The following is a 21,453-nucleotide window of genomic DNA, read 5'->3' as shown; positions in this document are numbered from 1 at the left end:
TTTTTAATAAATTAAAATTGCTATTTTTAATAAAATATACTAAAATTCATCAAAAATTTCTATAGAATATTTTATATATAATTTTATAAAAATATTTTATTAGCCGGTATAGCTCAGATGGAAGAGCAACTGACTTGTAATCAGTAGGTCGAAGGTTCGACTCCTTTTGCCGGCAATTGAATTTATGGTGGGGTTCCCGAGTGGCTAAAGGGAGCAGACTGTAAATCTGCCGTCATAAGACTTCGAAGGTTCAAATCCTTCCCCCACCAAATTATTCTTCTGCGCATGCAAATTAATATAAATATTATGAAATTTTATTATTTTTAATATTTAATTAAATACTAGACTTTAAATAGCGGGCATCGTATAATGGTATTATCTCAGCCTTCCAAGCTGATGATGCGGGTTCGACTCCCGCTGCCCGCTAATGTAAGCTGATATAGCTCAGCAGGGTAGAGCACACCCTTGGTAAGGGTGAGGTCGGCAGTTCAAATCTGCCTGTCAGCACTACTTTTTTCACGGACATTTATTTTAAAAATTTTTAAAAATTAAAATAAACTCAACTTTTTTTATACTTTTTTTAATAAAAAATCTTAGTGAAAATACTGCTATTTTATTTTAGTAAAATTCATTAAAAATGATTTAAAACAATCTTTAACTAGGAAACTATAATGTCTAAAGAAAAGTTTCAACGAATTAAGCCACACATTAATGTTGGTACAATTGGGCATGTAGACCACGGAAAAACCACATTAACTGCTGCAATTACTACTGTATTAGCTAAAAAATATGGAGGGAATCCTAAAGCATTTGATCAAATTGACAACGCTCCAGAAGAAAAAGCTCGAGGTATTACTATAAATACATCGCACGTAGAATATGATACAAATGCAAGGCATTATGCACATGTAGATTGCCCAGGTCATGCAGATTACGTAAAAAACATGATTACTGGAGCTGCACAAATGGACGGCGCAATTCTCGTAGTTGCTGCTACCGATGGACCTATGCCTCAAACTCGAGAACATATATTACTCGGACGTCAAGTTGGAGTTCCGTACATAGTTGTATTTATGAATAAATGCGACATGGTAGACGACGAAGAATTATTAGAATTAGTAGAAATAGAAATTAGAGAACTACTATCACAATATGATTTTCCTGGAGATGATATTCCAATTATTAGAGGTTCCGCATTAAAAGCATTAGAAAACGATCCTATTTGGACAAAAAAAATATTAGATTTGTCTGAAGCTCTAGATAACTATATTCCTGAACCAAAAAGATCTATCGATCAACCATTTTTATTGCCCATAGAAGACGTATTTTCGATATCTGGAAGAGGCACTGTGGTGACTGGTAGAATTGAACGTGGTACAGTTAAAGTAGGAGAAGAAATAGAAATTGTTGGAATCAAAAAAACAGCAAAAACAATATGTACCGGAGTAGAAATGTTTCGCAAACTTTTGGACGAAGGACGAGCAGGAGAAAATGTAGGTATTTTACTAAGAGGTACTAAACGAGAAGACGTAGAAAGAGGACAAGTTCTTTCTAAACCAGGTTCAATAAAACCACATACACAATTTGAATCAGAAGTGTATGTATTGAAAAAAGAAGAAGGAGGACGTCATACTCCATTTTTTAACGGATATAAACCTCAATTTTATTTCCGTACTACCGATGTCACTGGAAGTATCGAATTACCAAAAGGAATCGAAATGGTTATGCCTGGAGATAATGTTAAAGTATCTGTAAAATTAATTTCTCCTATTGCTATGGACGAAGGATTGCGATTTGCAATTCGAGAAGGCGGACGTACAGTAGGCGCTGGAATTGTATCAAAAATTCTATCTTAAATAGATTTACTGTAAGTTTTCTTTTGCATGAACACTGAACATCAAAAAAATCAAAGTAAATATAAAAAAGACATATTTATTTGGATTTTTGTAATCACTTTATTAATAACAGCATTTTTGTTCAGTGAGCTTTTCCCTACTGAAAACAAAATAATAAAAGTTTTTAGTGTTTCTTTAATGATTTTTCTTGCATGTTTTCTATTTACCACAACAATAAAAGGAAAAAAAATAATAAAATTTATTTATATATCTTGCAAAGAAATGCAAAAAGTAATTTGGCCTTCTTTTCAAGAAGCGTTACAAACTACTTTAATAGTATCTTTAGTAACTCTCATAATGTCTCTTTTGCTTTGGGGACTAGACAGCTTACTGATCCGAATAATATCATTTATAACTGGATTGAGGTTTTAAGATGTCTGAAACTCAAAAAAAACGTTGGTACGTAATTCAAGCATTTTCAGGTTTTGAATCTAAGGTAGCTCAATCTTTAAAAGAACACATCAAATTGTATAATATGGAAAAGTTTTTTGGAGATATTATGATTCCTACAGAAGAAGTGATTGAAATCCGAAATGGACAACGTAAAAAAAGCGAAAGAAAATTTTTTCCAGGATACGTGTTAATACAAATGATTATGCATGATTCTAGTTGGTATATGGTTCGTAGCATTCCAAAAGTTATGGGATTTGTTGGCGGAACATCAGATAAACCGGCACCAATTAGCGACAAAGAAGTTGACTCTATCGTAAAACGATTACAAAAAATAGGCAATAAACCACGTCCAAAAACTTTGTTCGAACCTGGAGAACTAGTAAGAGTCAAAGATGGTCCTTTTTCAGATTTTAATGGAGTAGTTGAAGAAGTCGATTATGAAAAAAATAGATTAAAAGTATCAGTATCAATTTTTGGTAGAGCGACTCCGGTAGAATTAGATTTCAGTCAATTAGAAAAAAATTAATCATTAAATGAAACAATTTTAAATAACTATTACGGATATTATTATGGCAAAAAATGTTAAAGGATATATTAAATTACAAATCGAATCAGGCGCTGCAAATCCAAGTCCTCCAGTTGGACCTGCACTAGGTCAACAAGGAATTAATATAATAGAGTTTTGTAAATCTTTTAATAATCAAACTCAGCATTTTGATCCAGGAACACCTATTCCAGTAATCATTACTGTATATAGTGATAAAACTTTTTCATTCATCATAAAAACACCTCCTACATCATTTTTTTTAAAAAAACTAACTAATATTAAATTAGGTGCAAGCAATTCAAAAGAAAAAAAAATAGGCACAATATCTTTAAGTCAAATCGAAGAAATTGCAAAAAAAAAAGCAGCAGATATGACAGGAAAAAATTTACATGCTATATCTCAATCAATTATTGGTACGGCAAAATCCATGGGATTTTTAATAGAGGACTGATATGTCTCGAATAACAAAAAAAATGCGTTTAATTTCTCAGAAAATTTCTGTTGGCAAACTATATAGTTTTAAACAAGCAATTGAACTATTATATTGTTTGCCCAAGGCTAATTTTATTGAAAATATTGATGCTACAATTAATTTAAACATTAATTCAAAAAAATCCGATCAAAATCTACATAATTCTGTGAAATTACCGTATGTGATAGAAAAAAAAAAATCTTTAGTAGTTTTTGCAGATGGAGCAGATAAAAAATCCGCGTATGATTTAGGAGTAGAATTATCTGGAATGGAAGAAATAGCAGATAAAATCAAAAATAATAAAAAAATTAAAATTGATTTTGTAATCGCTATGCCATACGCAATGTCAATTGTCGAAAAATTAGGACCTATTCTTGGACCTAGAGGATTAATGCCAAATCCTAAAAATGGCACTATAACAGATAATGTCACAGAAGCAATTAAAAACATTCAACAAGGTCAGGTGACTTATCGTAATGATAAATACGGAATTATACATATGACTATTGGAAAAATTAATTTTGAATTTTATAAATTAGAACAAAATTTATTAGTACTGTTGAAAAATATATTAAAAAATAAACCATCTCCAGTGAAAGGTGCATTTATAAAGCAAGTAAATCTCGCGAAAACTATGGGAGGTAGCGTTTTATTAGATCATAATGAATTTTTACAAAAAGTATAGATTAATCAAATAAATTAAAACAACATTATTTATATGCTTAAAATTTTTTTCAAAAAAAATTCTGCACAATAAAAACGTATACACTCAATTTATAAGCAAGATAGTAAATTAATACAAAATTTTATTATCACCTTAAGATACTTATTATCAAATTTAAATATTGCTCATTTATTTATTTTATAGGATAAAATATGGTCTTAAACCTTAAAAAAAAGAAAAATATAATTTCTAAAATTAATCAATGTATGAAATCTGCACTATCGATTGTTATAGCAGATCCAACTGGCATACAAGCAAATGAAATGAATGATTTACGTAAAAAAAGCAGAGCACTAAAAATTGATATTAAATATCTGCGTAATACATTAATAAAATTATCAGTTTTAGGAACTAATTTTTCAAATTTAAAAGATAAAATTAATGGACCCAACTTAATTGCCTTTTCTTATTTACATCCTGGATCCGGAGCACGTTTATTTAAAGAATTTGAACGTAAAAACAACAAATGTAAAATAAAAATAGCAATATTTGAAAAAAAAGTTTTGTTAGATTCAGATATTAATTATTTAGTAGATTTACCAACATACGAAGAGTCAATAAGAAGTTTTATTACAATTATACAAGAAATATCAATCAAAAAATTTATACGTATGTTAATTTTTATTAGACACAGTAAACATATCAATTAAATATCATAAATAAAAATAAAATTTTAGGAGCATACTAAATGTCAATAACTAAGCAACAAATTTTAGATGCAGTCTCTGAAATGTCGGTATTAGAAATTGCCGAGCTCGTTTCTATGATGGAAAAAAAATTTGGAGTTTCTGCGATCGCATCCAATGTGCCTTCGGAATCTAATTCATCTGGAAAATCAGAAGAAAAATCTGAATTTGATGTTTTATTACAGGAAATTGGGAAAAATAAAATTTCTGTTATTAAAGTGGTTCGATCTTCGCTTAGTTTAGGTTTGAAAGAAGCAAAAGATTTAGTAGAATCAACTTTGCCAGTAGTATTAAAATCAGGATTAAATAAAAATGAAGCAGAGTCTTTAAAAAAATCTATAGAATTATCTGGGGCTAAAATTGTCTTACAATAGATATTTTTTATTTTGAAAGTTATTATTTTATCAAATAGCTGGTGTAAAAACCACCAGCGTTTTTTTTATAAAATTATATAAATTATATTTAAATACATAAATACCATTTTTGTAATAAATTTTATACTAAAATAATTATAAATATATAATAAATTTATTTTATTAAAAATAATACATATTATATAAAATATACTTTATGAAATTTTTAAAATTTTATTTATCGGGGAACTCATGTCTTATTCTTATACTGAAAAAAAACGCATTCGAAAAGACTTTGGAAAACGTCCGCAAGTTTTAAATATACCATATTTACTTGCCATTCAAATTGATTCATTTCAAAAGTTTATAGAACGCGATCCAAGTGGTTGTTATGGATTAGAAGCAGCTCTTCGTTCAATTTTTCCTATAAAAAGTTACAATGGAAATGCAGAATTACGATATGTAAATTATCACCTCGGTGAGCCTATATTTGATGTCAAAGAATGTCGAGTAAGAAGCGCTACATTTTCTGCACCACTTAGAGTAATATTACGTTTAGTAGTATATGATAATGAATCAAAAAATATAGTAAAAAACATAAAAGAACAAGAAGTATATATGGGAGAAATTCCATTAATGACGCATAATGGCACGTTTATTATTAATGGTACTGAAAGAGTAGTAGTATCTCAATTACATCGTAGTCCAGGTGTATTTTTTGACAGTGACAAAGGAAAAACGCATTCCTCTGGAAAAGTATTATATAATGCACGCATTATTCCTTATAGAGGATCATGGTTAGATTTTGAATTTGATGCAAAAGACCATTTATTTGTAAGAATTGACCGTCGTCGTAAATTACCCGTGACAATTTTGCTAAAAGCTTTGAATATTGATATTCCAAATATGTTAAACATATTTTTTGAACGCGTAACATATTATATCAACAAAAAAGAAGAGCTTTTCATGCATTTAATTCCAAAACGTTTACGTGGAGAAACGGCATTATTTGATATTATCGCTCAAGGCAAAATTTATATTGAAAAAGGCCGTCGTATTACAGCTAGACATATTCGAAAATTAGAAATTGACAAAATTTCGCAAATTCAAGTACCTTTTGAGTATATTATAGGAAAAGTTGTTATTAAAGATTATATTGATACACGAACAAATAAAATTATTGTTACTGCAAACACTGAGATTACTGAAGAAATTATTTTAAAATTAAAAAAATCTGGTTTTGATTTAGTTGAAACTTTATTTACAAATGATTTAGATCATGGTTCTTACATATCGGAAACATTACGAATCGATTCTACACATGATCAAACAAGTGCATTGATAGAAATTTATCGCATGATGAGACCAGGAGAACCTCCAACTCGAGAAGCATCTGAAAATTTGTTTGCAAATTTATTTTTTTCAGAAGATCGATATGATCTCTCTTCAGTAGGTAGAATGAAATTTAATCGATCTTTATCTAGAAATACATCAGAAGGATCAAGTTTATTAAGTACGACAGACATTATTGATGTTATTAAACGTTTAATTGATATTCGAAATGGGAAAAGTGAAGTAGATGACATTGATCATTTAGGAAATAGACGTATTCGATCCGTAGGAGAAATGGCTGAAAATCAGTTTAGAATAGGTTTAGTAAGAGTTGAAAGAGCCGTAAAAGAAAGATTATCCTTGGGAGATCTAGATACTATTATGCCGCAAGATATGATTAACGCTAAACCTATTTCAGCAGCTGTAAAAGAATTTTTTGGATCTAGTCAATTATCTCAATTTATGGATCAAAATAATCCATTATCGGAAATTACTCATAAACGTCGTATTTCAGCATTAGGTCCAGGTGGATTAACACGTGAACGTGCAGGTTTTGAAGTCAGAGATGTACATCCCACACATTACGGAAGAGTATGTCCTATCGAAACACCGGAAGGACCAAATATAGGCTTAATAAATTCATTATCCGTATATGCTCGTACTAACGAATATGGTTTTTTAGAAACGCCTTATAGATGTGTTCAAAATAGTGTAGTAACAGATGATATTCATTACCTTTCAGCTATAGAAGAAGGCAAATTTATTATTGCCCAAGCTAACACAAATTTAGATAAAAATGGATATTTAATTAACGAATTTGTTACATGCAGGCATAAAGGTGAATCAAGTTTGTTCAGTCGCGAAGAAGTGAATTACATGGATGTTTCTACACAACAAATTGTTTCTGTCGGAGCATCTTTAATTCCATTTTTAGAACACGATGACGCAAATAGAGCATTAATGGGCGCAAATATGCAACGTCAAGCAGTCCCCACTTTACGAACCGAAAAGCCACTCGTAGGAACCGGAATGGAAAGAGCAGTTGCTGTAGATTCAGGAGTAACTGCTGTTGCTAAAAGAGGCGGTATTATACAGTATTTAGATGCATCTCGAATTATTGTTAAAGTAAATTATAATGAAATCTTAAATAAAGATGTAGGCGTAGATATTTATCATTTAACAAAATATGTTCGATCAAATCAAAATACATGTATTAATCAAATACCATGTATTTCTTTAGGAGATAAAATAGAACAAGGAGATGTTTTAGCTGACGGTCCATCTACAGATTTAGGAGAATTGGCACTTGGACAAAATATGCGTATAGCTTTTATGCCATGGAATGGGTATAACTTTGAAGATTCTATGTTAGTTTCCGAACGCGTAGTACATGAAGATAGATTTACTACAATACATATTCAAGAACTAGCATGCATGTCAAGAGATACCAAATTAGGTGCAGAAGAAATTACCTCAGATATTCCAAATATTAGTGAAACAGCTCTTTTGAAATTAGATGAATCAGGAATTGTATATATTGGAGCTGAAGTTAAAGGAGGCGATATTTTGGTAGGTAAAGTTACTCCTAAAGGAGAAACTCAATTAACTCCAGAAGAAAAATTATTGCGTGCTATTTTTGGAGAAAAAGCTTCTGATGTAAAAGATTCATCTTTGCGAGTACCTAACGGAGTATCTGGAACAGTTATTGATGTTGAAATATTTACTCGAGATGGTGTAGAAAAAGATAAAAGAGCTCTAGAAATTGAAGATATGCAACTAAAAATTGCGCAAAAAAACTTTATTGAAGAATTAGAAATTTTTAAAATTAGCTTAAAAATGCAAATTATTACTTTTTTAAAGCAAAATAATATTGATAGTAATGAACTATCAAATATTTTAAAAGGTAATTTAACACATTTAAAATTTTTAGATAAACATGCAAAGTTAAAATTACAAGATTTAGTAAAAAAATATTTTAGTTTACAAAAAGAATTCGAAACAAAATTAGAAATAAAAAAGAAAAAAATTATTCAAGGCGATGATTTAGCACCGGGAGTATTAAAAATAGTTAAAGTTTATTTAGCCGTAAAAAGACAAATTCAACCTGGCGATAAAATGGCAGGTAGACATGGTAACAAAGGAGTAATTTCTAAAATTACGCCAATTGAAGATATGCCATATGACGAAAATGGTATACCTGTTGATATGGTATTAAATCCATTAGGAGTACCATCTCGGATGAATATTGGTCAAATTTTAGAAGCGCATTTAGGTTTAGCAGCAAAAGGAATTGGGAATATTATTAATGACATGTTAAAAAAAAATACAAAAATATCAAAAATACGTAAATTCATGCAAGATGCTTATAATGTAGGAAATGGAATTCGGCAAAAAGTTAAATTAGAAAACTTTTCAGATTTAGAAATTATGAAACTTGCTAATAATTTAAAATACGGGATGCCAGTATCTACACCTGTATTTGATGGTGCTAAAGAAGAAGAAATTAAAGAACTATTACGTTTTAGTCAATGCCCCGATTCCGGTCAAATTACATTATTTGATGGACAAACAGGAGAAAAGTTTGACAGACCGGTTACTGTTGGATACATGTATATGTTAAAATTAAATCATTTAGTAGATGACAAAATGCATGCAAGATCAACTGGTTCATACAGTTTAGTTACACAACAACCATTAGGAGGGAAAGCTCAGTTTGGTGGTCAAAGATTTGGAGAAATGGAAGTGTGGGCTTTAGAAGCCTATGGAGCAGCATATACTTTACAAGAAATGCTTACCGTTAAATCTGATGATGTTAATGGACGTACTAAAATGTATAAAAATATTGTTGATGGTAGTCATTTAATGGAACCTGGAATGCCGGAATCGTTTAATGTTTTATTAAAAGAAATTAGATCCTTAGGAATTAATATTGAATTAGAAGAAAGTAATTAAAATAATTAATATATATTAACTTGATATAATAGAGAAAAATTTGTGAAAGATCTATTAAAATTTTTAAAAACTCAAAATAAAATAGAAGAGTTTGATGCAATCAAGATTGCTTTAGCATCTCCTGACATGATTCGATCATGGTCATTCGGAGAAATTAAAAAACCAGAAACAATTAATTATCGTACTTTTAAGCCAGAAAGAGACGGACTTTTCTGCGCACGTATTTTTGGTCCAGTAAAAGATTATGAATGTTTATGCGGAAAATATAAAAGATTGAAGCACCGAGGCGTAATTTGCGAAAAATGCGGTGTAGAAGTAACACAAACAAAAGTAAGACGCGAAAGAATGGGTCATATAGAATTAGCTTCTCCTACAGCGCACATTTGGTTTTTAAAATCTTTACCATCACGTATTGGCCTATTATTAGATATGCCATTAAGAGATATTGAACGCGTACTATATTTTGAATCTTATGTAGTTATTGAAGAAGGCATGACTAATTTAGAACAGCGCAAAATTCTTACAGAAGAACAGTATCTAGATGCTTTAGAAGAATTTGGAGATGAATTTGATGCTAAAATGGGTGCAGAAGCTATTCAAGAACTATTAAAAAATATTAATTTAAAAGAAACATGTAACCAAATTCGTCAAGAACTATTAGAAATAAATTCTGAAACTAAAAGAAAAAAATTAACTAAAAGGATAAAATTGTTAGAAGCATTTATACAATCTGGTAATAAACCAGAATGGATGATATTAAACGTTTTACCCGTACTTCCTCCAGATTTAAGACCATTAGTTCCACTGGATGGAGGTCGTTTTGCAACATCAGATTTAAACGATTTATATCGTCGAGTAATTAATCGTAATAATCGATTGAAAAGGCTTTTAGATCTTGCAGCACCCGATATTATCGTGCGTAACGAAAAACGTATGCTGCAGGAAGCCGTTGATGCATTATTAGATAATGGCCGTCGCGGACGTGCAATTACAGGATCAAATAAACGTCCATTAAAATCTTTAGCAGATATGATTAAAGGTAAACAAGGACGTTTTCGTCAGAATCTTCTTGGAAAACGCGTCGATTATTCAGGAAGATCTGTAATAACGGTAGGACCATATTTACGCTTACATCAATGTGGATTACCAAAAAAAATGGCTCTAGAATTGTTTAAACCATTTATTTATGGAAAATTAGAATTAAATGGTTTTGCTACAACCATCAAAGCTGCAAAAAAAATGGTTGAAAGAGAAGAAAGTGTAGTATGGGATATCTTAGAAGAAGTAATTAAAGAACATCCAGTGATGCTTAATCGAGCACCTACTTTACACAGATTAGGTATTCAAGCATTTGAACCAATATTAATTGAAGGAAAAGCTATTCAGCTACATCCATTAGTTTGCGCTGCTTATAACGCAGATTTTGATGGCGATCAAATGGCCGTTCATGTTCCATTAACACTAGAAGCCCAATTAGAAGCTCGTGCACTTATGATGTCTACAAATAATATTTTATCCCCTGCTAATGGAGAACCCATAATTGTTCCATCACAAGACGTAGTATTAGGATTGTACTATATGACGCGTGATTGCATTAACCAAAAAGGCGAAGGCATGCTATTAAGCAGTCCAAAAGAAGCTGAACATGTATATCATTCAAAAATTGCAAATTTACATGCTAAAGTAAAAGTTAGAATTACACAATACAAAAAATTAAATTCTGGTCAATTTGAAAAAACGATACAAGTAGTAGATACTACTATTGGACGATCTATTTTGTGGATGATTGTTCCGAAAGGATTATCTTTTGAGTTAGTTAATCAAGTATTAGGAAAAAAATCAATTTCAAATATGTTGAATACATGTTATCGTATTTTAGGCTTAAAACCGACAGTAATGTTCGCAGATCAAATTATGTATACCGGGTTTTCATATGCCGCAAAATCAGGAGCTTCAGTAGGCATCGACGACATTGTTATTCCATCAAAAAAATCTAAAATTATTCAAGATGCCGAAAAAGAAGTATCTGAAATTCAAGAACAATTTCAATCTGGATTAGTTACTGCAGGAGAAAGATACAACAAAGTAATTGATATTTGGGCAGCAGCAAATGAACGTGTAGCTCGAGCAATGATGAAAAATTTATCTACAGACACTGTGGTTGACCACAACGGTATACAACATAAACAGGTATCTTTTAACAATATTTTTATGATGGCCGATTCCGGAGCAAGAGGTTCAGCAGCTCAAATCAGACAACTTGCAGGAATGCGTGGACTCATGGCGAAACCAGACGGTTCAATTATAGAAACTCCAATTACTGCAAATTTTAGAGAAGGACTAAATGTATTACAATACTTTATTTCTACTCATGGAGCACGTAAAGGACTTGCAGATACAGCATTAAAAACTGCAAATTCAGGTTATTTAACTAGAAGATTAGTAGATGTAGCACAAGATCTCGTCGTTACAGAAGACGACTGCGGTACATTATCTGGAATTACTATGACTCCAGTAATTGAAGGCGGTGAAGTTAAGGAACCATTACGTGAAAGAGTTTTAGGCAGAGTGATATTAGAAGATATTTTACAACCTGGAACATCAAATGTTTTAATAAATCGTAATATTCTATTAAGCGAAACATGGTGTAATATTTTAGAAAAACATTCAATAGATAAAATTAAAGTCAGATCAGTTGTTACATGCGAAACAAATTTTGGTGTATGCGCGAAATGTTACGGTAGAGATTTAGCTAGAGGTCATTTAGTAAATAAAGGGGAAGCTATCGGAGTTATTGCTGCTCAATCTATAGGAGAACCAGGTACACAGTTAACAATGCGTACATTCCACATCGGAGGCGCTGCAGCTCGATCAGCTTCCGAATCTAGTATTCAATCAAGAAATGATGGAATTATAAAACTAAATAATGCAAAGTTTGTTATTACAGAAAATAATAAAATTATAATTACATCACGTCATGCCGCATTAAAAATTATTGATAAATTTGGAAGAACAAAAGAAAAATATAAACTTCCATACGGCGCAATTGTTAATAAAAATACTGGAGAAAAAATTTATAACAGAGAAATTATTGCTAATTGGGATCCTCATACTATTCCAATCATTACCGAAGTCAGTGGATATATAAAATTTAGTGATATCATAGAAGGTCAAACAGTTACACGTCAAACAGACGAACTAACAGGCGTATCTTTTATTTCTGTATTAGATACAGCAGAAAGAACAGGCATAAATAAAGAGTTACGTCCTGCTTTAAAGATTATTAATGCAGAAGGAAAAGATATTTATCTGCCAGGTACAGATATACCTGCTCAGTATTTTTTACCAGGAAAATCAATTTTACAATTGGAGAATGGAGCAAAAATTAGAAGTGGAGACGTACTTGCACGTTTATCTTTAGAAACTAGTGGAATTAAAGATATTACAGGAGGTTTACCACGAGTTGCAGATTTATTTGAAGCTCGAAAACCTAAAGAACCTGCTATTTTAGCAGAAATTAGCGGCATTGTTTCTTTTGGAAAAGAAACAAAAGGAAAAAGAAGGCTAATAATATCTCCTGTTGACGGATCAGAAATATATGAAGAAATGATTCCAAAATGGAGAAATTTAAATGTTTTTGAAGGAGAACGCGTAGAAAAAGGAGATGTAATTTCTGATGGGCCAGAATCTCCACACGATATACTTCGTTTAAGAGGAGTGCATGCAGTAACAAAATACATTGTGAATGAAGTTCAAGAAGTATATCGATTGCAAGGTGTAAAAATAAATGATAAACATATTGAAGTAATAATTCGTCAAATGTTAAAAAAAGCAACTATTATAAATAGTAAAACATCAGAATTTTTAGAAGGCGAACAAATCGAGTTCTCTCGGATTAGAATAGCAAATAGTACTACTCAAAATACAAATAAAATTACTTATTCTCGTGATTTATTAGGAATTACAAAAGCTTCTCTAGCAACAGAATCTTTTATTTCTGCAGCTTCATTTCAAGAAACTACTCGTGTATTAACAGAAGCGGCTGTATCTGGAAAAAAAGATGAATTAAGAGGATTAAAAGAAAACGTAATTGTCGGTAGATTAATTCCTGCAGGTACAGGGTATGCATACCATAAAAAACGTTTATTAAAACGCAAACAAAAAAGTAGTGCTTTACAATCTCCTATTAATCATGTTAGCGTCGACGAAGCTTCCGAAAATTTAAAAGAACTTTTAAAAGCTAATTTAAGAGATAATTGATGTGAATTTATCTATTATTTACCAGTATGTAAGCAATAATGTACGTGCAAATTCGATCAGGTCCGAAAGGAAGCAATCGTAGCTCGAATCAATATGTGCTATGCATACTGGTGTATTTTGTTTTTATATTCGAAATAATTTTGAATTAACTAAAAATTAACGCACATATTTCCAAACTGAGTTAGGAACTTTATCATATAAAGTATTCATAGTAATTTCAGCTAATCTATGATCCGCTGCAGAATTAAAAATTTCTAATTCATCGTTAGATAATTTGTATTTGTTTTTTTCAATTACACGTTCTAAAGTAGCTAAAGTTCGGCATTTTCTTAAACGCATAAGATAATCTATTTTTTTCATTTTTTTTGCCAATTATGTATTTATTTTTTAGTGATAAGTTTAGAACTAAAAATATTAATTTTTTAATTATATTAAATGTATATTTAAAATATTTTATACTATACATTTTGATTGATAAAACAAAATTTAATTAAATAGTTTTTTAATTTTTCATGAAATTATATAAATAACAAAAACACAATTAAATAGTTAATTTAATTTATATAAATTAATTAATGCATATTATGCATTAAATAATTTTTTATAAAATTTTTTCATTAAATTAAAATTTAAATAAAAAATAATGTTTAGAGATAAGTTTCATAAATTTATAAAAAATAAATCTACTTATATTTAAACTTTATTATTTAATATAACCTAATATTATATACTAATTTAATAACATTATTTATATAAATAATTATTTACTATATAATGTTTATATGTACCAAAAAAATAATAAAAATATATGTATTATAAACCGCTCACATTAAAATGGAGACCTAAACATTTTCATGAATTAATTGGTCAACATAATATTTTAAAATTAATAGAAAATAGTTTTCTTTTAAAAAGAATTCAAAGTGTTTATTTAATTAGTGGCATTAAAGGCATAGGTAAAACTAGTCTCGCACGATTAATTGCAAAAGGATTAAATTGTAAAAATGGAATAACATTTCGGCCATGCCAATCATGTTGTAATTGCCAAGAAGCTGATAGTAATTGTTTTATTGATTTAATCGAAATTGATGCCGCATCTTATACAAAGATAGAATATATTAAAGAAGTGCTAGATACCATTAAATATTCTCCATCAAAAGGTAGATATAAGATATATATTATAGATGAAGTACATATGTTATCTAAATATAGCTTTAACGCTTTGTTAAAAATATTAGAAGAACCTCCATTACATACAAAATTCATTTTAGCAACTACTGAAATATATAAAATTCCAGAAACAATTTTTTCGAGATGTTTTCATTTAAATCTTCAACCTATACGAAAAAAATACATTATTGATCGATTAAAAAATATATTAACATTAGAAAATGTTTACTATGAAGAGTACGCTTTAGATTTAATAGCACAAAGTTCGCAAAAAAGCATGCGAAATGCGTTAAGCTTAACAGAGAAAGCATTAATACTAGGGAACAATAAAATTTTATCAAATTTAGTATCTAAAATGTTAGGTATTGTGCATATAAACGAAATATTTAATTTATTTGAAGCTTTAATTTTATCTAATAAAGAACAGTTAATATCTTTTTTTGAAATATGCGCAAAAAAAATTGTAAATTGGGATGATTTTTTAATTAAATTGTTAATACTAATACATCAAATTATACTTTTTCAAATTTATCCTAATAAAATGAATTTCATATTAAAAAAAGAAAAATATATACGATTTCAGAAAATTTCAAAAAAAATTTCCACAAATGATTTACATAATTATTATCAAATTTTTCTTAAAGGTAGACAAGAGCTGACTTATGCACCTGAACAAAAAATTGCAGTAGAAATGATAATTTTACGCGCTTTTTTATATTCTATAAATTAAAAAAACAATGTGTTATAATTATTGTAAATTGATTTATTATATACAGCACGTATATTGTCAGTACAAATTTTTAGAAAACACTCATTATTTTTTTATTTTAAGATACTAAAAATATATTTTTATATAAATTTACAGTTTATTTGCATAATATTTTTTTTATACTATCAAATTTAATATGCATGGAATATTTAGATTTTTATTTAAAAAATTAAATTTTATTTAAAGAATTAAAATTTTTTTAAATAAATTTGAATATCTTAAGCTTTTTAATTATTCTATAACAGTTTGAATATTAATAGAGATCAATAATGTTTGATAAAAATGGAATGAATAATCTAATGCAACAAGCTCAAAAAATTCAAGAAAAAATGCAATGGATGCAAGAAGAGATTGCTCGATTAGAATCTATTGGAGAATCTGGAGCAGGACTCGTTCAAGTAAAACTTAATGGATCACATAACTGCAATTATGTAAAAATTGATAATAGTTTATTATCAGATAAAGAAATGCTAGAAGATCTTATAGCTGCTGCTTTCAATGATGCTATTCGCAGAATTTCAGAAATACAAAAAGAAAAAATTGCAGCAGTATCAAATGCAATGCAGTTGCCGCCGGGATTTAAAATGCCGTTTTAAATAAAATTAATTAATTATCTAATAAAATTCATAGTGTAATTAAAATTCAAAAAAATTATAATTATAATCGCTAAAAATTTTAAGATAAACTATTTTAAAAATATTAGGAATCAAATATGGAAGAAAAAAAAACTTTAAAATTTCAATCTGAAGTAAAACAGTTATTAAATTTAATGATTCATTCGTTATATTCTAACAAAGAAATTTTCTTAAGGGAATTGATTTCTAATGCATCCGATGCATTAGATAAATTAAGATTTTTGATGTTATCGAAACCAGAATTAAATAAAAAAATACAATCACCGTGTATCTTAATATCATATAATAAAGATGAAAAAAAAATTTCGATCCGAGATAACGGAATAGGTATGTCTCATGAAGAAATAATAGAAAACTTAGGTACTATTGCTAAATCTGGAACAAAATCATTTCTTAAATCCATAAATACAGATGTATTAAAAAATAATCAGCTTATTGGAAAATTTGGAGTAGGATTTTATTCAGCTTTTATTGTTGCTGAAAAAGTAATTGTACGTACAAGATCTTTTTTATCTGATAAGAAAGATGGAGTTTTATGGGAATCAAATGGTCAAGGAGAATATTCAGTTTCTAATATTAGAAAAAAAGAAATAGGAACAGAAGTTATTTTATATTTGAAAGATTCAGAAACCATGTTTGCCGATGAAATAACAATTAAAAACATTATTCAAAAATATTCAAATCATGTTAGTTTCCCGATTAAAATGCAAATTCAAAAAACACAAAAAAATAAAATAATTACTCCAAGTTTACAATCAAATTTAACTTGGAATCAAGTTAATACTGGAACATCATTATGGACAAGAAAAAAATCTGATATTAATGATAATGAATATAAAGAATTTTATAAAAATTTTTTTCATGACGATCAAAATCCAATCGCTTGGAGTCATAATCATGTAGAAGGTAATCAAGAATATAGTAGCTTGTTATATATACCAAGAAAAGCTTCATGGGATATATGGAATCGTGACAATAAGCACGGATTAAAATTATATGTAAGAAAAATTTTTATTATGGATCAATCTAATGAATTTATACCAAATTATTTAAGATTTATTAAAGGTATAATTGATTCGAGCGATTTACCATTAAATATTTCTAGAGAAATTTTACAAAATAATCAAGCAACTAAAATGATTAAAAATTCTTTAACAAAACGCATTTTATTGATGCTGGATAATTTGTCTAAAAATAATCCTAAAGATTATCAAATATTTTGGCAAGAATTTGGTTTAATTCTTAAAGAAGGACCTTCAGAAGATAATAAAAATTATTTAAATATTGTAAAACTTTTTAGATTTTCCTCAACATATACTCAGTCAAATATACAAAATGTATCATTAGATGATTATGTATCACGTATGCAATCAAAACAAGAAAAAATATTTTATATAACAGCAGATAATTATCTTTCTGCAAAGAATAATCCTCATTTAGAAAAATTAAAAGAAAAGAATATAGAAGTTTTACTGCTTTTTGATCGTATTGATGAATGGATGATGAATTACATGACATCTTTCAACAAAATTGAATTTCAATCTATTAATAAAAATAATGAATATTTAGAAAAAATTTTTGATAATAAAACTTTAGATCAAAAAAAATCTGAACAAGAATTATCTCCAATTATATTACGTATTAAATCCTATTTAAAAGATAAAGTTAAAAACGTTAGATTTACATCAAAATTGATCAATACACCAGCCGCCGTTACCACAGACGAACATGACATTACAACACAAATGTCTAAATTACTTATTTCAACAGGACAAAATAGCCCTGAAATAAAATATATATTCGAAATAAATGCTGTGCATCCTTTAATTATATATATTTTTAAAATACAAAATCAAAAACAATTTAATAATTGGATTGATCTTTTATTAGAAGAAGCATTACTATCTGAATGCGGAAATTTAGAAGATCCAAATAAATTTGTTCAACGTATTAATAATTTATTAATTACTCACATTTCTAGTAAAAAATAGTTTTTTAAAAAAATTTTAAAGTTTTTTTAATATAGAGAGATTTATGAAAATAATTTTTATTGGACCACCAGGAAGCGGAAAAGGAACACAGTCAGAAATTATTTCTAAAAAATATAATATTCCTAAAATTTCTAGTGGTGATTTACTAAGAAATCAAAGTAAAAATAGTTATATCACAAAATTAATTAATCAAGGTTATTTAATTGAAGATAACTTAATAACGAAAATAATCTTAAAACGATTACAGTCTCAAGACTGCGAAAAAGGATTTATTTTAGACGGTTTTCCTAGAACTTTATACCAAGCTAAAATTATAAAATCCATAAATATTGATTTTATCTTTGAATTGTTTATTCCAGAAAAAATCGTTTTTTCACGAATTTCTGGACGTATGATCGATAAGATATCTGGTAAAATATGCCACATAGATGATATTCATAAGCAATCCAACTATTTAAAAAATAAAAATTATGATGAAATTTTAAAAAAACGTTCAGATGATTGCGTCGATGCACTAAAAATACGTATGCAAGAATATTATAAAAACTGTTTTATATTAAGTAATTTTTATAAACAAGAGTCTTACAAAAAAAAATTGAAATATTATTTTATCGATGCATCTTTAAAAATAGAACAAATAAATCAAAAAATAATAAAAATTTTTGAAACTAACAAAATTCAATAAAATTTTTTTAATATAATTTAAATAATGAAAATCAAATTCGGATTAATCTTAGTTAATTTAGGAACACCTAGTGCACCGAATAAAAAATCAATAAAAAAATATTTGTCTTATTTTTTAAGTGATCCAAGAGTGATTGATGCACCAAAATTTTTTTGGCAATTGTATTTGCACTTATATCTTTTGCCTATGCGTTCTTCTAAAGTAATGCACTTATACAAAAAAATTTGGCAGTCAGAAGGGTCTCCATTAATGATAAATAGTTTGCTACAAAAAAAAGCTTTAACTAATATTTTACCAAATATACATTTAGAATTAGCTATGAGATATGGTAAACCTACACTTAAAAATGCTATAAAAAAAATGTTAGCAACATATAATGTAAAAAAATTAGTTGTTTTTCCACTGTACCCACAATATTCTTGTAGTACTACTGCATCAGTATTTGACGCTATTGCAAAAATTTTAAAAAAATACAGAAATCTTCCTTCAATAATTTTTATTCGAGATTATGCTGATGATATGAAATATATTAATGCTTTAAAAAAAAGTATTATTAGTTCTTTTGATAAATACGGTCATCCAGATCGTTTAATCCTATCTTTTCATGGTATACCAAAAAAATATGTTGCGGATGGAGATGATTATTTAGAAAGATGTCAAGTAACAAAAAAATTGCTAACATCTGCTTTAGATTATCCCGAAGATCAAATAATTATGAGTTTTCAATCAAAATTTGGAAAAGTTCCATGGCTTACTCCTATTACTTCAAATGTTATATCGAGTTTACCCAAGAAAAATATAAAAAATATTCAAATCATTTGTCCTGGATTTTCTTCTGATTGTTTAGAAACTTTAGAAGAAATAAAAATAAGAAATAAACTGCTTTTTATAAATTCTGGAGGACTTTTTTTTCACTATATTCCGGCTTTAAATGATCAAGATTTGCATATTGATTGTCTTGCTTCGATTGTCAAGAAATATTTATTTTAAAATCAATTAATAATAAAACTTAATTTATATTCTTTAATTATCATGTATTATTTATCGGAGGAAGTGAGATTCGAACTCACGAAAGGTGTAATCCTTTTCTGGTTTTCAAGACCAGCGCCTTCAGCCGCTCGGCCATTCCTCCAAAAAATTATATTTGAATAATATAAGCACAATTAAAAAAAATTGTAAAGACTCATGTTATCATTTAAAAAAATTAAATTTTATAATATAGTACATTTAAGATGTTTTAAATTAAATATTTTTTTATAATTTGTTAAATTAAAATTTGGAAAATATTATGAACCGATCGATTGAAATTTTTTCGCACAGCAGTTCTAGGTTATCTACATATAAAGTTTTACGTAATACATATTTGCTTTTATCAATCACTGTAGCTTTTTCTGCTACAGTTGCTACTGTCAGTAGTTTATGTCAACTACCATTTTTAGGAGCTATTCCTACATTAATTGGATTTTATACCTTATTGTTCTTAGTTAACTATTTGTCTGATAAAAAATCGGGCATTTTAGCAACATTTGCTTTAACTGGATTTATGGGATATGCAATTGCGCCACTTATAAGTATTATGCTTGCTGTAAATAGCAGTAGTATTATACTGGCCTTATCCGGGACTGCAATGGTATTTTTTTGCTGCTCTATATACAGTTTAAAAACTAATCGAAATTTGTCATTTTTATCTAGTGTATTAATTTCTGGAAGTATCGCATTATTAATTTGCACAATAAGTAATATGATATTAAATATGTCGGCATTATCAATGACAATCAGTATTATGTTTATAATTTTTTCTTCAGTAGCCATTATATGGGAAATAAACAATATTATTTTTGGTGGTGAAAAAAATTATATTCGAGCTACAGTAAGTTTGTACGTATCAATATATAATATTTTTTCAAGTTTTTTAGGTATATTTGGAGGGATAAAAAAATAATTAAAAACAAAAATTATGCATTTATTTTTGTTTAGATCGAATTTTTTAAAATTTTTTTTGAACGACGGAAGAAAATTATCTTCTAATATTTGTTAGAGTAGAAATTATATATTTTTCTTCCGTGCGAAAATGTTTACATTTAAAAATTTTATTATTTATTTTAAATTATTTTTTAACTTTGAAAATTATACTTATAGCTTCCGAAGCAACTCCTTTGTATTTCCCAACAAATCCAAGACCTTCCATGGTAGTAGATTTTACATTAATACAATTATATTTACATTCTAAACATTGAGAAATATGAAAACATATTTTTGGAATATATAAAGAAACTTTTGGTTTCTCTAAAAAGAGAGTGATGTCGATATTTCCTATTTTATATTTTTTTTTTATTTGGTTCCAAATAATTTGTAATAAAATACAACTATTTATATTTTGATATTTAGGATCATTATTAGGAAACAACATTCCAATATCTCCTAATGCGCAAGCTCCTAATAATGAATCAATTATTGAATGTATAATTACATCGCCATCGGAATGTGCAAGTACTCCTTGAAAATAAGGAATATGAATACCTCCTAAAATAAATGGTTTAGAATGTATGCCAAATTTATGTACGTCAAATCCATGACCAATGCGCATTT

17 protein-coding genes, 5 tRNA genes and 1 other RNA gene are annotated in these 21,453 nt (G+C 28.2%); 20 read left to right on the top strand and 3 right to left on the bottom strand.

Features of this window, described 5'->3' with window-relative positions:
• Positions 1-102 precede the first annotated feature (102 nt).
• From WIGMOR_RS01205 to ffs, 14 genes are all read left to right on the top strand, one after another.
• Positions 103-175: transfer RNA gene (locus WIGMOR_RS01205), tRNA-Thr, on the top strand.
• Between the two features lie 11 nt (positions 176-186).
• Positions 187-269: transfer RNA gene (locus WIGMOR_RS01200), tRNA-Tyr, on the top strand.
• 86 nt (positions 270-355) lie between these two features.
• Positions 356-426, top strand: a tRNA-Gly gene (locus WIGMOR_RS01195).
• A 7-nt stretch (positions 427-433) separates the two neighbouring features.
• Positions 434-507: transfer RNA gene (locus WIGMOR_RS01190), tRNA-Thr, on the top strand.
• A 164-nt stretch (positions 508-671) separates the two neighbouring features.
• Positions 672-1,856, top strand: coding sequence for an elongation factor Tu (gene tuf, locus WIGMOR_RS01185; RefSeq protein WP_014354021.1), 1,185 nt, complete (start codon positions 672-674; stop codon positions 1,854-1,856).
• A gap of 27 nt (positions 1,857-1,883) precedes the next feature.
• Entirely contained in the window at positions 1,884-2,267 is a 384-nt protein-coding gene (gene secE / locus WIGMOR_RS01180) for a preprotein translocase subunit SecE (protein ID WP_014354020.1), read from the top strand.
• Between the two features lies 1 nt (position 2,268).
• Positions 2,269-2,814: a transcription termination/antitermination protein NusG gene (gene nusG / locus WIGMOR_RS01175; RefSeq protein WP_014354019.1), complete on the top strand. Its 546-nt coding sequence runs from the start codon at positions 2,269-2,271 to the stop codon at positions 2,812-2,814.
• 43 nt (positions 2,815-2,857) lie between these two features.
• Positions 2,858-3,286 carry a 50S ribosomal protein L11 gene (gene rplK, locus WIGMOR_RS01170; RefSeq protein WP_014354018.1) on the top strand — a complete coding sequence of 143 codons (429 nt, stop codon included), beginning with the start codon at positions 2,858-2,860 and terminating at the stop codon, positions 3,284-3,286.
• A gap of 1 nt (position 3,287) precedes the next feature.
• A complete protein-coding gene (gene rplA / locus WIGMOR_RS01165) occupies positions 3,288-3,992 on the top strand; it encodes a 50S ribosomal protein L1 (RefSeq protein ID WP_014354017.1) in 705 nt (234 codons plus the stop codon).
• Positions 3,993-4,183: 191 nt separating this feature from the next.
• Entirely contained in the window at positions 4,184-4,681 is a 498-nt protein-coding gene (gene rplJ, locus WIGMOR_RS01160; protein ID WP_014354016.1) for a 50S ribosomal protein L10, read from the top strand.
• Positions 4,682-4,719: 38 nt separating this feature from the next.
• Positions 4,720-5,091: a 50S ribosomal protein L7/L12 gene (rplL, locus tag WIGMOR_RS01155; protein ID WP_014354015.1), complete on the top strand. Its 372-nt coding sequence runs from the start codon at positions 4,720-4,722 to the stop codon at positions 5,089-5,091.
• A gap of 231 nt (positions 5,092-5,322) precedes the next feature.
• The gene (rpoB, locus tag WIGMOR_RS01150; protein ID WP_014354014.1) at positions 5,323-9,354 is read left to right on the top strand and encodes a DNA-directed RNA polymerase subunit beta; all 4,032 of its coding nucleotides are present in this window, start codon (positions 5,323-5,325) and stop codon (positions 9,352-9,354) included.
• Positions 9,355-9,396: 42 nt separating this feature from the next.
• Positions 9,397-13,614, top strand: coding sequence for a DNA-directed RNA polymerase subunit beta' (gene rpoC, locus WIGMOR_RS01145; protein WP_014354013.1), 4,218 nt, complete (start codon positions 9,397-9,399; stop codon positions 13,612-13,614).
• Between the two features lie 19 nt (positions 13,615-13,633).
• An RNA gene (gene ffs / locus WIGMOR_RS03495) (signal recognition particle sRNA small type) lies at positions 13,634-13,730 on the top strand.
• Positions 13,731-13,770: 40 nt separating this feature from the next.
• On the opposite strand, the gene hha is transcribed toward ffs, so the two are convergent.
• Positions 13,771-13,974: a hemolysin expression modulator Hha gene (gene hha, locus WIGMOR_RS01140; RefSeq protein WP_014354012.1), complete on the bottom strand. Its 204-nt coding sequence runs from the start codon at positions 13,972-13,974 to the stop codon at positions 13,771-13,773.
• A 448-nt stretch (positions 13,975-14,422) separates the two neighbouring features.
• Here hha and dnaX point away from each other — a divergent pair, with 448 nt between their 5' ends.
• From dnaX to hemH, 5 genes are all read left to right on the top strand, one after another.
• Complete coding sequence (dnaX, locus tag WIGMOR_RS01135) at positions 14,423-15,514, top strand: DNA polymerase III subunit gamma/tau (RefSeq protein WP_014354011.1); 1,092 nt, start codon at positions 14,423-14,425, stop codon at positions 15,512-15,514.
• Positions 15,515-15,822: 308 nt separating this feature from the next.
• Positions 15,823-16,149, top strand: coding sequence for a YbaB/EbfC family nucleoid-associated protein (locus tag WIGMOR_RS01130; RefSeq protein WP_014354010.1), 327 nt, complete (start codon positions 15,823-15,825; stop codon positions 16,147-16,149).
• Between the two features lie 116 nt (positions 16,150-16,265).
• Positions 16,266-18,179, top strand: a complete 1,914-nt coding sequence (htpG, locus tag WIGMOR_RS01125) for a molecular chaperone HtpG (protein ID WP_014354009.1) — start codon at positions 16,266-16,268, stop codon at positions 18,177-18,179.
• Between the two features lie 43 nt (positions 18,180-18,222).
• Positions 18,223-18,864: an adenylate kinase family protein gene (locus WIGMOR_RS01120; protein WP_014354008.1), complete on the top strand. Its 642-nt coding sequence runs from the start codon at positions 18,223-18,225 to the stop codon at positions 18,862-18,864.
• Between the two features lie 24 nt (positions 18,865-18,888).
• A complete protein-coding gene (gene hemH, locus WIGMOR_RS01115; RefSeq protein WP_014354007.1) occupies positions 18,889-19,854 on the top strand; it encodes a ferrochelatase in 966 nt (321 codons plus the stop codon).
• 55 nt (positions 19,855-19,909) lie between these two features.
• On the opposite strand, the gene WIGMOR_RS01110 is transcribed toward hemH, so the two are convergent.
• Positions 19,910-19,996, bottom strand: a tRNA-Ser gene (locus tag WIGMOR_RS01110).
• 156 nt (positions 19,997-20,152) lie between these two features.
• Here WIGMOR_RS01110 and WIGMOR_RS01105 point away from each other — a divergent pair.
• Positions 20,153-20,806: a Bax inhibitor-1 family protein gene (locus WIGMOR_RS01105; RefSeq protein ID WP_014354006.1), complete on the top strand. Its 654-nt coding sequence runs from the start codon at positions 20,153-20,155 to the stop codon at positions 20,804-20,806.
• 165 nt (positions 20,807-20,971) lie between these two features.
• Here WIGMOR_RS01105 and ispF read toward each other — a convergent pair whose 3' ends face one another.
• Positions 20,972-21,451 (bottom strand): 2-C-methyl-D-erythritol 2,4-cyclodiphosphate synthase, encoded by a 480-nt coding sequence (gene ispF, locus WIGMOR_RS01100; RefSeq protein ID WP_014354005.1) that lies wholly within the window; start codon positions 21,449-21,451, stop codon positions 20,972-20,974.
• Positions 21,452-21,453 lie beyond the last annotated feature (2 nt).

It is taken from the genome of Wigglesworthia glossinidia endosymbiont of Glossina morsitans morsitans (Yale colony) (genome assembly GCF_000247565.1).
Lineage (GTDB): Bacteria > Pseudomonadota > Gammaproteobacteria > Enterobacterales > Enterobacteriaceae > Wigglesworthia > Wigglesworthia glossinidia_B.
The sequence above is the reverse complement of the archived record's forward strand: the minus strand, read 5'-3'. Positions and strand labels throughout refer to the sequence as shown.

Bases quoted from the DNA above. Each gene is read 5' to 3' on its own strand.
- tuf (WP_014354021.1), top strand. From the start codon at position 672: ATGTCTAAAGAAAAGTTTCAACGAATTAAGCCACACATTAATGTTGGT.
- secE (WP_014354020.1), top strand. From the start codon at position 1,884: ATGAACACTGAACATCAAAAAAATCAAAGTAAATATAAAAAAGACATA.
- nusG (WP_014354019.1), top strand. From the start codon at position 2,269: ATGTCTGAAACTCAAAAAAAACGTTGGTACGTAATTCAAGCATTTTCA.
- rplK (WP_014354018.1), top strand. From the start codon at position 2,858: ATGGCAAAAAATGTTAAAGGATATATTAAATTACAAATCGAATCAGGC.
- rplA (WP_014354017.1), top strand. From the start codon at position 3,288: ATGTCTCGAATAACAAAAAAAATGCGTTTAATTTCTCAGAAAATTTCT.
- rplJ (WP_014354016.1), top strand. From the start codon at position 4,184: ATGGTCTTAAACCTTAAAAAAAAGAAAAATATAATTTCTAAAATTAAT.
- rplL (WP_014354015.1), top strand. From the start codon at position 4,720: ATGTCAATAACTAAGCAACAAATTTTAGATGCAGTCTCTGAAATGTCG.
- rpoB (WP_014354014.1), top strand. From the start codon at position 5,323: ATGTCTTATTCTTATACTGAAAAAAAACGCATTCGAAAAGACTTTGGA.
- hha (WP_014354012.1), bottom strand. From the start codon at position 13,974: ATGAAAAAAATAGATTATCTTATGCGTTTAAGAAAATGCCGAACTTTA.
- dnaX (WP_014354011.1), top strand. From the start codon at position 14,423: ATGTATTATAAACCGCTCACATTAAAATGGAGACCTAAACATTTTCAT.
- WIGMOR_RS01130 (WP_014354010.1), top strand. From the start codon at position 15,823: ATGTTTGATAAAAATGGAATGAATAATCTAATGCAACAAGCTCAAAAA.
- htpG (WP_014354009.1), top strand. From the start codon at position 16,266: ATGGAAGAAAAAAAAACTTTAAAATTTCAATCTGAAGTAAAACAGTTA.
- WIGMOR_RS01120 (WP_014354008.1), top strand. From the start codon at position 18,223: ATGAAAATAATTTTTATTGGACCACCAGGAAGCGGAAAAGGAACACAG.
- hemH (WP_014354007.1), top strand. From the start codon at position 18,889: ATGAAAATCAAATTCGGATTAATCTTAGTTAATTTAGGAACACCTAGT.
- WIGMOR_RS01105 (WP_014354006.1), top strand. From the start codon at position 20,153: ATGAACCGATCGATTGAAATTTTTTCGCACAGCAGTTCTAGGTTATCT.
- ispF (WP_014354005.1), bottom strand. From the start codon at position 21,451: ATGCGCATTGGTCATGGATTTGACGTACATAAATTTGGCATACATTCT.